The sequence below is a fragment of the Bacteroides sp. GD17 genome (genome assembly GCF_038448625.1).
Taxonomy (GTDB): domain Bacteria; phylum Bacteroidota; class Bacteroidia; order Bacteroidales; family Bacteroidaceae; genus Bacteroides.
Genome location: NZ_JBCEZS010000014.1, coordinates 144,319 through 155,225, shown reverse-complemented (window position 1 = coordinate 155,225; position 10,907 = coordinate 144,319). Strand labels below are relative to the sequence as shown.

Annotated in this window: 14 protein-coding genes; 6 read left to right on the top strand and 8 right to left on the bottom strand. The window is 48.4% G+C overall.

The window, feature by feature from the left end:
- Positions 1 to 187: 187 nt before the first annotated feature.
- The 5 genes from AAE250_RS19150 to AAE250_RS19130 form a co-directional block, all read right to left on the bottom strand.
- Positions 188 to 1,135, bottom strand: coding sequence for a fimbrillin family protein (locus AAE250_RS19150; RefSeq protein WP_342289295.1), 948 nt, complete (start codon positions 1,133 to 1,135; stop codon positions 188 to 190).
- A 15-nt stretch (positions 1,136 to 1,150) separates the two neighbouring features.
- Entirely contained in the window at positions 1,151 to 1,528 is a 378-nt protein-coding gene (locus AAE250_RS19145; protein WP_294600799.1) for a hypothetical protein, read from the bottom strand.
- A 97-nt stretch (positions 1,529 to 1,625) separates the two neighbouring features.
- A complete protein-coding gene (locus tag AAE250_RS19140) occupies positions 1,626 to 2,000 on the bottom strand; it encodes a HepT-like ribonuclease domain-containing protein (RefSeq protein WP_294601600.1) in 375 nt (124 codons plus the stop codon).
- Positions 1,993 to 2,286 carry a nucleotidyltransferase family protein gene (locus AAE250_RS19135; protein WP_294601598.1) on the bottom strand — a complete coding sequence of 98 codons (294 nt, stop codon included), beginning with the start codon at positions 2,284 to 2,286 and terminating at the stop codon, positions 1,993 to 1,995. Before AAE250_RS19135 ends, AAE250_RS19140 begins: the two co-directional genes overlap by 8 nt.
- A gap of 84 nt (positions 2,287 to 2,370) precedes the next feature.
- A complete protein-coding gene (locus AAE250_RS19130; protein ID WP_342289294.1) occupies positions 2,371 to 2,592 on the bottom strand; it encodes a hypothetical protein in 222 nt (73 codons plus the stop codon).
- 156 nt (positions 2,593 to 2,748) lie between these two features.
- Here AAE250_RS19130 and AAE250_RS19125 point away from each other — a divergent pair, with 156 nt between their 5' ends.
- Entirely contained in the window at positions 2,749 to 3,753 is a 1,005-nt protein-coding gene (locus tag AAE250_RS19125; RefSeq protein WP_294601595.1) for a hypothetical protein, read from the top strand.
- Positions 3,754 to 3,771: 18 nt separating this feature from the next.
- A complete protein-coding gene (locus AAE250_RS19120) occupies positions 3,772 to 5,775 on the top strand; it encodes a bifunctional DNA primase/helicase (protein WP_294601594.1) in 2,004 nt (667 codons plus the stop codon).
- Between the two features lie 13 nt (positions 5,776 to 5,788).
- Here AAE250_RS19120 and AAE250_RS19115 read toward each other — a convergent pair whose 3' ends face one another.
- A complete protein-coding gene (locus AAE250_RS19115; protein WP_294601592.1) occupies positions 5,789 to 6,031 on the bottom strand; it encodes a DUF4248 domain-containing protein in 243 nt (80 codons plus the stop codon).
- A 280-nt stretch (positions 6,032 to 6,311) separates the two neighbouring features.
- On the opposite strand from AAE250_RS19115, the gene AAE250_RS19110 reads away from it, so the two are divergent.
- From AAE250_RS19110 to AAE250_RS19100, 3 genes are all read left to right on the top strand, one after another.
- Complete coding sequence (locus tag AAE250_RS19110; protein WP_294601590.1) at positions 6,312 to 6,860, top strand: HU family DNA-binding protein; 549 nt, start codon at positions 6,312 to 6,314, stop codon at positions 6,858 to 6,860.
- Between the two features lie 346 nt (positions 6,861 to 7,206).
- On the top strand, positions 7,207 to 7,320 hold the full coding sequence (locus AAE250_RS19105; protein WP_294601588.1) for a smalltalk protein: 114 nt from the start codon (positions 7,207 to 7,209) through the stop codon (positions 7,318 to 7,320).
- 2 nt (positions 7,321 to 7,322) lie between these two features.
- Complete coding sequence (locus AAE250_RS19100) at positions 7,323 to 7,766, top strand: N-acetylmuramoyl-L-alanine amidase (RefSeq protein ID WP_294601586.1); 444 nt, start codon at positions 7,323 to 7,325, stop codon at positions 7,764 to 7,766.
- Here the strand turns inward: AAE250_RS19100 and AAE250_RS19095 are convergent.
- Positions 7,761 to 8,330, bottom strand: a complete 570-nt coding sequence (locus tag AAE250_RS19095; protein WP_342289293.1) for a UpxY family transcription antiterminator — start codon at positions 8,328 to 8,330, stop codon at positions 7,761 to 7,763. The genes AAE250_RS19100 and AAE250_RS19095 overlap by 6 nt on opposite strands.
- Positions 8,331 to 9,001: 671 nt before the next feature.
- Here AAE250_RS19095 and AAE250_RS19090 point away from each other — a divergent pair.
- Positions 9,002 to 9,910: an Rpn family recombination-promoting nuclease/putative transposase gene (locus tag AAE250_RS19090; RefSeq protein ID WP_294601583.1), complete on the top strand. Its 909-nt coding sequence runs from the start codon at positions 9,002 to 9,004 to the stop codon at positions 9,908 to 9,910.
- A gap of 64 nt (positions 9,911 to 9,974) precedes the next feature.
- Here AAE250_RS19090 and AAE250_RS19085 read toward each other — a convergent pair whose 3' ends face one another.
- Positions 9,975 to 10,898: a tyrosine-type recombinase/integrase gene (locus AAE250_RS19085; RefSeq protein WP_294601581.1), complete on the bottom strand. Its 924-nt coding sequence runs from the start codon at positions 10,896 to 10,898 to the stop codon at positions 9,975 to 9,977.
- Positions 10,899 to 10,907: the final 9 nt, after the last annotated feature.

Here is a 10,907-nt window from a genome sequence, read left to right as displayed (position 1 = left end):
ACCCCTCCGTCCTACGGACACCTCCCCTTTCAGGCGGAGGGGTTGGAGATACTCTTGCTCATAACTCAAGCGCGCTTGCGCGCGCTAAATTCCCATTTAAAAGAACTTGTGAAACTTGAATTTCTTATGTAATGTTCCTGATTAATCAGAACTGTCTGTCCTGAATGACAGGTGTCTTTTCCCTGAATTACAGGTGTTTTGTCACCAGCTCCCCGTTTCCACCACTACCGTCCTCCCAATGCCCGACGGTTGCCGTTACGTTTACCGCCTTTGGATCGAGTGAGGAAGGATCGGGAATTTCTACTGAAACGGTGTAGGATATTCCTCCTGCGCCTACGCCTCCTTCAAAGTGGATGGGCAGACCGGTGTAGACCAGGTCGTTCTCCGGCTCTTCATCCACAGCCAGGCGCAGGTCTATGGTGAACTCCGCTTCCGGCTGTACCAGTACAAAGCCTGGCAGCTCGGCAACGCCTGCTTCGAAGGGGAAACAGTTGCCTGACTTCTCACTGTCATAGAGGATGACGGGCGGTGCCGGAGTGCCGCACTCCAACTTTTCGGTGATCAGTGAAAGCGTCACTTCCTGCGCCAGCCCGTTCAGGCGGAGTGAACGGATGCTGTATTGTTCGGGATTTTCTACATCCAGTTTCAGTCGGAAGCTCAGTTGGGTGAGCAGGTGGCGGTGTACCAGCATCTTTTCTGTATCTGCCGTGAAGGGATTCTCCGCCGATCCGTTTTGTTCGGCTGTCAGCATCAGGTCTTCTTCCCCGGTGAGGGTGTATGTCAGTGTTCCGTCTTCTGCCGGTGATGCGGGAGGGTAGAATCCGCGCAGGTAAACGGGGGTGCCGTCCGTGGGGTAATACCGCACGGGGACAAGGGTAATCTCATTGCCTGTTGCAACGCCGTCCCAGCATTGTGTATAGCTTCCTGAAACGCTTCCGCATGCCACGCATACGGGAGTACCGTCGAAAGCGTCTACTGCGGCTCGGGTACGGATACCGATATACAGTTGTATGGGTATTGGTTCGGGCTCGGAGGAGTGTTTGGAGCAGGCTTGCAACATTGCAAGCAGGGGCAATGCGACAAACAGGGAGTGTATCGCAAGCTGTGGATAAATCTGTTTATTTTTCCATTTCATGAATTGCCGTATTATTCAGAACAAGTCGTTCAGTTTGATTTCTGCCAGATAGAGGCGCGTCATGTGATTGATTACTCCGAGTTTTGCAGCTGCACCGCGATAATGCTGGTACAGCATCTCGTGTGTGGGATGGTTGCAGTTCAGATGCTCACCGATGGCTTCCAGCAGGTCGAGCAAGGTTATCTGATAGCTGGGCCTTGCCAGTTCGTAGGCGGTCAGCAGGTCTCGCTGCTCGGTATCCTTGCAACGTATCAGTCCTCCTGCTTCGAGTTTCAGAAGCAGTTCGGAAACGGTGTTCTGTACCAGGGCATAATAGGGCAGGATTTCCTGCGTATTTCCCTGGGCTATGTCGTTGAGTACCGATATAGCCGTCTGTGTTAATGGTGTCAGCATGATATTTATGTTGGTGGTAAGTACGCAGTATATAGCTACAATGCCCTAAAGGCGCTGTAGTCCACGTCGAATTGTCTTTTTGATTAAGATTTTGTGATCAGTTTGCGAAATCCTTTTTCATTTGCTTGACTGTTTCCAATAGAGTGGGTAAGTCATACTTTATCACTTTAAAAATTTCTTCTACATCAATATGATGATACTCGTGAGCTATAATGTCACGTAATCCCATTATATCCGTCCAAGGAATATTGGTATAATGAGGCAAATAATTATGCCCAGTCTTGGCATCAATCACTTTGACGCTTTCACCGATAAAAATTAATTGCATGCAAACGCCACTCAAGGCAAACATACCGTCAGAACTACATAAAAAATTGTCAGGTGACTTTATGTAAGAGGTATTTTCATCTATCAAGATAATAGCGTCCTCTATTCTGTCTAATAAAGAAAGTATGCGAGTGGGATTAGACATAAATCAAATCTTTTGAAATGTTCTTCCCAAATAGGGATTCTGTAACTTGCTTGCTCAATCTAATAATATCAACCTTGCAGTTGAATAGTTGCTCTAACTCTTTTTTCATACGAATGCGCGTGAAAATGTCTGGTTGACCTTCATAAGCAATGTCTATATCGCTATTATCTTGTTGCTCGTCACGCGAAACAGAACCAAAGATTGCCATTCTCACCACGCCATATTGAGAGGCAGTAGTGTGAAAGTATTCGCGAAGCAATGCTATGTACTCTTTTTGTGACTTCATGAGCAAGTTGGGCTTTTTTGCAAAAATACATTTTTTCTGTATCTTATGTATGCTTTATATGAATTATTTTTGGAAAAAATATTCCTAATCGTTTCTGTTTTCCATTCCTCCCAACTTCATCCATAGCTTGCGGAAATCTTTCTCTTCTATGACGAACTCGTGCAGATAGTCCGGGATGCGCAGGTAATAGCTGATGTTGGTATCAACCCTGACCGTACTTCGTAATACGTGCGGGTACTGATGTTGCAGTCTGTACAAAGTGTGGTGATATGGATATCCAGCTCGGTGCGAAGTTGTTCGATGCATTCGCCCCAGTTATGGTAGTTGTAGTTGCTTTTAAAATTCTTCATTTATTAAATCTTTGTTAATTGTTGTTGCATTTGCAAAATGGATTACCAACAGTTGGTAATTCGGTTTTTTTCTTTCTCCGTAACTTCACGGCATATTTAAAACCAATAAGCAATGAAAGCACTCAAATCGTCCGTCTCCGTGGCGGAACTGCAAAAACTGCTCAGGCTGTGGAAGAGCAGGAATATCACCGATTCGGTCAGTACCAAACTGTTGGATCTTTATCTCGGACAGACTGCCTACATGAATGAGGAGCGCGTTTATCCGGTGGAGAACTTCTACGATCTCTGCACCTCAATGAGGTTCAAGAATACTGCTGTCATGATAGGTGCCGTCAAGCAATGCGGCTCTTTCGGCATCGTGTCCGGCAATAACATTTATGCCACATCGTCGTTCTGTTCTCCGCTTTGGAATTCGGAATGTTTTACATCTACTGCTGCCGGAGGACGCACAAAATCCGGCATTTTACCGGGAACTTTACCGGGAACTTGCCCGGCTGATAATATATATAATATATATACTAAAGGGGATTCTTCTAACGAAGAACTTTCGCCTATCGGCGATGAGGATCCTACATCAGATTCTTCCAAGGAAAATATCGTTACACCTGAATCTTTGGCTGCCGCCAAAGAGTTTTTCCATCTCATCAACAAGACTCCTTCGGAGAAAGCGCAACTGCTGACTCCACTGATAAACTGGTTTCAACTGCACGAAAAGCTGACGAGGCAACATGCCTGCGACAATCTGGTTTATCTGGTCAACGAATTACTGATCCCGTACTTTGCCGGGCAGGCCCGCTTCATGAAGTCGAACCATGCCGGACGCATCTGCTGGCTAAGCAATCTGATAAAATCGGCCCACGGGCAACGCTTGCTGAACGAGGCCGCCTGCCAGGGACGCAAGATACGCCAACAGGCCGTCGTAGAGAACCGGAACACGCAGAGGAGCAATCATCCCGTCAGCGAATTTGAATGGACAGACCCGGAGTCGGGCCTGCGGTTCTATGACGATGCAGTGGAAGGAGCGGTCAATATCCCCGACGGTGCACAGCCAAGGCCTTCGGCAGAAGCCATTTGGAACGTGTTGAGCAAGGAGTGGACACCTGATATTAATTTATAATGAAAATATGAATTTGTAATGAAAGCATTTTATTCTCTCTCTGACTTTCCCGAACGCAAAAGCGCGGGTAAGAATTTTGTAACCGTCTGCCCCAAGTGCGGAAAGAAGCATCTCTCCATCTCCAAGGCAACGGGACTGTATCATTGTTTCTACGGCGGTTGCGACTTCCACGGGAAGTTGAAAGACTTCTGGGAAGAGCGTCCGTATACGGATTCTACCTTTGGTGCAGGCACCGGGGGCAATGCCTTCGGCACGAACAAGCCTGTTTGCCGCGCAAGCGGCTGTGCAAGCGGCAATAGCGGTGCAGAAGGCGGCGGTGGAAAATCTTCCTCGGAAGTACCGATGATTCCCGAAGACTACAAACACCTTACACCGGAAGTGTTCGCCAGGATAAAACCCTTGACCGACGATCCTGAAACGACCGATCAGGATCAGCTGTCGGCCCGCCGCTACCTTGCCGACCAGGGCATCTCACTGGCAACGGCTATCGGCGCTCGTATCGGCTGCCTCACCCACCGCTGCTTCGGCAAGGAAGAGGACGGCAAGAAGTCCGTCGGGACGATATATCATTGCATCGCCTACCTGAACTACGTCAACGGGCAACCCGTCAATGCGAAGTACCGTTCGTGCGATGCCTCCCGGGTACCTGCTGCGGACGAGAACAAGGCGGCCGGTTATACCAAATGCTGGAGCCAGGACTCGCCCACCACTCCGTGTCCGCCTTATAACATCGATTGCCTCAATCCGCTCCGCGTAAGCGAGGACAGCATTCCCCGGCTGATTATCACCGAGGGCGAGAAAGATGTGCTGACGCTGACCGAAGCCGGATATCCCTACGTCATCAGCGTGCCTAACGGAGCCGCCAGCGACCTGGGGAAATCGTTTGAAGCCTTCGAGTCCTGGATAGACCAGGCGCACGACATCGTGCTCTGTGGTGACTGCGACCTGCCCGGCCGAACCTTGGTAAAGCATCTGACCGACTACTTCGGTGCCCGCTGCCTGCTCACCACATTACCCGCCGACTGCAAGGACATCTCCGACGTACTCACCACCTACGGCGTGGAAGTGGTGCGCGAAATCATCGACTCGGCCCGCCCGCAACAGACCACGGACATCATCACCGTGAACGAGCGTGCGGACGAAATAATGAATGTGCTGCACGGGGAATACGACCACGGTTACGATGTGGGCTTCGGCCCGCTGACGGATCATGTGTTTCATCCCACCGACCAGGGCGGCCTGGTGATTGAGACCGGGATGCCCAACAGCGGGAAAACCGATTTCCTGAACGACCTTACTTGCCGGCTGATGGCCAAAACAGGCCGTTACGTTTGCTACCTCTCTTTTGAAGTGCCGGACAAGAACAAGCATATCGCCCGCCTTATCCAGCTGATGCTGGGCAAGGTAAATACCGCCAACTATACGCGGGAGCAGCTACAGCCTATCGTCAGCTTTCTGAACGGGCACATGGTGCATCTCGACTTGCACGAGGTGCCGCCCACACCTGCCAATATCCTTTCGCGTGCCGACATGGTGCGGCGCACTGTACCGTTGAAATATCTCATCGTCGACCCCTATCTGTTCATGGAAGTGGAAACGGGCCGTTACAACACTGAGACGCAAGCCATCAGGAGTATGCTGACGCAGATGCAGGCATGGGGACGCATCAACCGGATATGGGTGGTCATCGTGGCTCACCCGCGCAGCCTGAAAAAGCTGAGCGGCAAGAACGAGTTGGAAGAGATTGACATGTACACCATCTCGGGGAGTGCCAACTGGGCCAATCTTGCCGACTTCATCTTCTCCATCACCCGCGTGCAACAGCCGGACCGGAACTATACCCGCCTCGACATGCTGAAAGTGCGCGACCAGGAACTCTGCCAGACGGGCAGCGTGCTCTACGTGCGCCAGCCTTGCGGGCGCTACGACGAACGGGAGTCCGAGGAGCAGGTGATGGCGGAAAGCCAGGGCAGGGTGATGACGAAAGACAGGGAGCCCTGGGTTGGGTTGATTGATAATTGATGAATTAGCTGTATCAGGGTTCACCCAGCGCCTCCACTATGAGCCGCACTTGTGCAGACGTGAAACTGCGTACTTTGTTGCAGAAGCCGGAATTGCGGAGTGCAACAGTCAGAGAGGGTTGCAGGGCGATCCAAAGCATCAGCTTGCGGCGGGCGGCACCCACGGTGATATGGGGGCTGTAGAGCCGGGCAAGTTCGCCTATGCCATAGGGGCGGATGTGAAAGGAAACGGTATCGGCAGTGTCTTTTTGTATCATGAGTCTTGTTCTTTTAATTCATTACAAATATACACTTTTTCCTCCACACGATCAAGGGTTTACGTCTCGTTATCGTGCATCAATGTGCATCATTCGGCAGCATGGCTCGTCATCGTTATAAACCGGGCGGAACGGCTGTAGGGATGATGTATCTTTGTCCTGTCAGACGATGAAGGGTGAAGATTAGTAATCACGACGCGCGAAGATTAGTAATCGTAAGCCTCGAAGATTAGTATCGTCTCTCCATAACTTTTAATTATTAATTTTTAATTCTTAATTTATGATCAATTACAGTATCGTGATGCGCGGCAATCCCGTCAATAAGTCGGCTGCCAAGAAAGCGTATGCCAGTGCGCAGTATTCAGAAGTGATGGACATCAACCGGTTTGCCGAACACATTGCCAGCCATGGCTGTGTGTATAAACGTTCGGACATCGTAGCCATCCTCACCATGTCTGTGGACTGTATGCGGGAGCAGCTGCTGGCCGGCCAAAAGATCCAGTTGGGCGACCTGGGGAGTTTCTACGTCAGCATCAACAGCATCGGGGCGGTTTCGGCCAAGGAGTTCAACCCTGCCATCCACGTCCGAAAACTGAACGTGAACTGGACTTGCGGCCAGCGCTTCGAAGACTTGCTGGAGGAAGCGGAGTTCAACTTGGTTGCCACCCGTTCGGCAGCGCGTGCCGTGGTGAAGGCCCTGAAGGCCGGAAAAACAACCGTTGACCTGACCGGAACTATCACCGGCGGAGGTGGGGATACCGGCGGAGGTAATGACGGCGGTGGCCAGGGCGGTTCGGATGGGGACCAGAGTGAAAATCCGCTGGGCTGATAATTTAGCGCAGCCAAGCATCAGCGCAGCAAGCCTGAAAGGCTTTTATCTATTAGCCCAGGGCATCGCCCTGGGTTTAAGAACGTCCCCTCGCCTTACGCCCTGAAAGGGCATAAGATATAACACACGGGCTTTTGCCCTTTCAGGGCGCAGAGATAGAACAACATTATTACCCAGGGCGTTGCCCTGGGCTGATAGATGAAAGCCCTTCAGGCTTTGCCGGACTGATAAATGAAAGCCTTTCAGGCTTGCTGCGCAAGTAATCCGAATGGAAATCTTGCCGGGGCGCTGCGCCCCTAAATTCCCATTTGCAAATCAAATTATTAAATATTAAAACTATAGAATTATGAGTGAAAAATCGTCTTCAAAATGGAGTGTTATACTCAAAGTGATAATCGCTGTGGCAACGGCAGTAGCAGGTGCTTTCGGGCTGGGCGCCTGTACAGGCATCATCGGCTGACCATGAAAGCAGGCAGCTTTTATCAGAACTATCGGGAGGTACGCCTCCTGGTAGTTCATTGCAGCGCAACGCGCTGTGACCGCGACTTCCCTGTAGAAGCACTGCTCCGCTGCCATCTGCAACGCGGCTTTGCCAGCATCGGTTATCATTTCTACATCACCCGCGACGGGGAAGTCCACATTTGCCGCCCTGCCCATCAGATCGGTGCGCACGCCACCGGTTGGAATGATCATAGCCTCGGTATCTGCTACGAAGGCGGACTCGATGAAACGGGCCGACCCGCCGATACACGGACTTATGCGCAGAAGTGTTCATTGCTTGACTTGCTACGGCAGCTGAAATCGGATTATCCCGGAGCCCGGATACTGGGGCATTACCAGCTCAGTGCATCCATACACAAGGCATGTCCGTGTTTCGACGCCCGCGAAGAATACGCGGAACTATAAACGGCGGCCGGGCTTTATGATTTCTATGAATTCCGGTTCTATGTAGGCGGTTGCGATGGCTACGATGCCCGGTATCTTGATGACAATCCGTTTGCTGCGTTTGCCCTTTACCTTCAGAAGTACTCCTTCCACGCCATCGAATGCACCGCCGTGGACGCGTACTTTCTGTCCTTTTTCCAGGCAGATTTCTTCAGGTTTATAATAGGTGAGGTCTTCCTCGTATTTCTGTGCTACTCTGATGAAATCCTGCATCTGGCAGCCGGGTACGATAATGATTTTTCGTCCCGAATCCGTTTTTTGCGTGATGTATTGCAGATAAGGATTTCTTGTTTTGAACTCGGTCAAAACAGATTTGGTGGTACGGACAAAGACCAGGTTGGAAATGGCGGGGACAAGTATCCGTTCTTTCCTTCCGTGATGTTCTTTGATGGTATAGCACATGGGAATGAAACTTTCAATATTTTCTTTCTTCAACTCCTTTTGGACATGTAGTTCTTTTTTGTAAGCATACATAGCGTACCAAACGGTGGTTTCTTCACCGGTTTCTTCTGTTGTACTACCCATTGTTCTGTTCTGAATTTTATTGTGTTATGCTTGCGTCAGGGCATACCTTTGGGACCTTGAAATCGCTGTAATGCAGTGTTTTTCAATTAGTTAATTGCTTGTTTGCTTTAATATCCCCTTTTTAATTTTGTGACGTCTCTTTATAAGAGACAGCACAACAGGGATAACGATCAATAAATCAATATTTTACAGATGATTATTTTTCATTTAATGAGACGACTTTAATATTTTTTCATCGCCAACTGAAATAAGTTTATAAAAAATAGAGATTGACTATATATTTAAAGAATTAATACCTATGATTATTTTATATTAATGTAATATGCTGATCTTTAAAATGTTGAAATCAAATCGTGAATGATCTTATTAAATTTTTCCTTGCTTATATTTGTTTATGTCTGCATTAATTAATACTTTTGCCAACACATTGTGCTGTCTCTTATAAAGAGACGTTACAAATTCAGTCATTTAAAAGACTTTCATTTTGTCCGGTCTATCATACTACTTATCAGTTTCGTTATTTCAAATGTTTTTATTAGATTTGATAGTCCATGATAATAAAATGCATTGCTTAATTATGATAAGCTAAATTAAAACCGGATGCTGTTGCTTCATGTTCGAATAAAAAGCTTATCTTTGTTCCCATTAAAGAATGTCTTAATCTCACGCTTATGTCATCCATGGAATTAAAAGAAGTCTATATAGATCCTCGAACCGATTTTGGGTTTAAGTATCTTTTCGGTACTCCGATGAACAAGGATTTGCTGATTGGCTTTCTGAATGCCCTCTTCCACGGCATGCATTCCATTACCGATCTTACTTATCTGAACAGCGAACAACTGGGCATCCGCAAAGAAGACCGCCGCGCGATATTTGATGTCTATTGTGAGACCGAAACCGGTGAACGGTTCATCGTCGAGATGCAAAATGTATTCCAGCAATTCTTCAAAGACCGCAGCGTCTACTATTCCACTTTTCCCATCCGTGAACAGGCGCAGCGTGGCGAATGGAACTACCGCCTGGAAGCAGTCTATACAGTGGGCATACTGAACTTCGTGTTCGATGAAGACAAGAATTCCAAGGATTATTACCACCATGAGGTGAAACTGATGGACGTAAATACGAAGAAAGTATTCTATGACAAACTCACGTTTATCTATCTTGAGCTTCCTAAGTTTACCAAGACGGAGGAGGAACTGGAAACGATCTTCGAGAAATGGGTATTTGTCCTGAAAAACCTTTCCCGCTTGCTGGCGCGTCCGGTAGCTTTGCAAGAGCGCGTTTTCAGCCGGCTGTTCGAAGCTGCGTCGATAGCACGTTTCACTCCCAGCCAGTTGCGTGAATATGAAGATAGCGTGAAGGCGTATCGTGACATCGTGAATGCTGTGAATACGGCCCGGATGGAAGGACGTGAAGAAGGATGGGAAGAGGGCCGTGAAGAGGGACGCGAAGAGGGCCGTGAAGAAGGACGCGAAGAACAAAATAGAGTCAATGCGTTGAATTTGAAACAACTGGGAGTTTCGAATGATATTATATCGAAAGCTACCGGGTTATCTGTTGAAGAGATAGACAGTTTATAATTTATTTATTCTTTTAGTCAGTAAGAGACGAGTAGTCCCCGTCTCTTACGATGCCTCCTCCTTGTCATACATCCAGCAATCCCAAAATTTCCCGATTTGCCTGGTCTATCACGGAAGCGTCCAAAGACGCTAAATATATCTGGGTGGTTTTTTCGGACACATGCCCCATACCTGCACTAATCACTGACAGCGGTATGTTGTGGTTGCGTGCTGCGGTGGCCCATGTATGCCGGGCGCAATACGAAGTCAAAGGCACATCCAAGCCTATCAGTTCTCCTAATCTTTTCAGCCGGCGATTGTAATACCCCAAGGCCGACTGATATTGCGTATAGCTCTTGACCGGATCGGTGGAAGTGATAAGCGGGAACAGATAAGGACTGCCCGTGTTGTCTTTCAGATAGCGCACGATGATTTTTGCCATACACGGTTCTATCAGAATCGTGAGCTTTTGCCCTGTTTTGTGGCGGGTATAAACGATTGTTCCGTTGACTATATTCTCTTTGCGCAGGAAAGCGATGTCGATGAAAGCCATGCCGCGTGTGGTGTAACTGAAGATGAAGATGTCGCGTGCCAATGTGAGAGAGGCCGAAGACCGCAGTACCAACTTTTGCAACTGTATGATGGTTTCCTCACTGACTGCACGTTTGCGGGTGCGGTCTACTCCCGTGTACACATGCTGGAAGGGATGAGGCTGCCTGGCGAAATGCAGGCTGACAGCCTTGTTGTACACCGATCTTAATATCCGCATATAGAAAGATCTTGTGTTTCGCGCTATTTCTCCTTTTTGTAACCAGATGTCATATTCGTGTATCAACTCTTCGTTGCATCTTGAGAACAAGATGTCCGTTCCACCCAGAAAAGCAGAGAAACTGTTCAGTGTACTTTGATAGTTGTGGGCAGTCCCCAACTTGCCGTTTGCTTGCAGAGCAATTATTTGCTTCCTGAAAAAGAGAAGCATATATTTCCTCCTGATTTTTACTGTTGCCATAATTTTAGT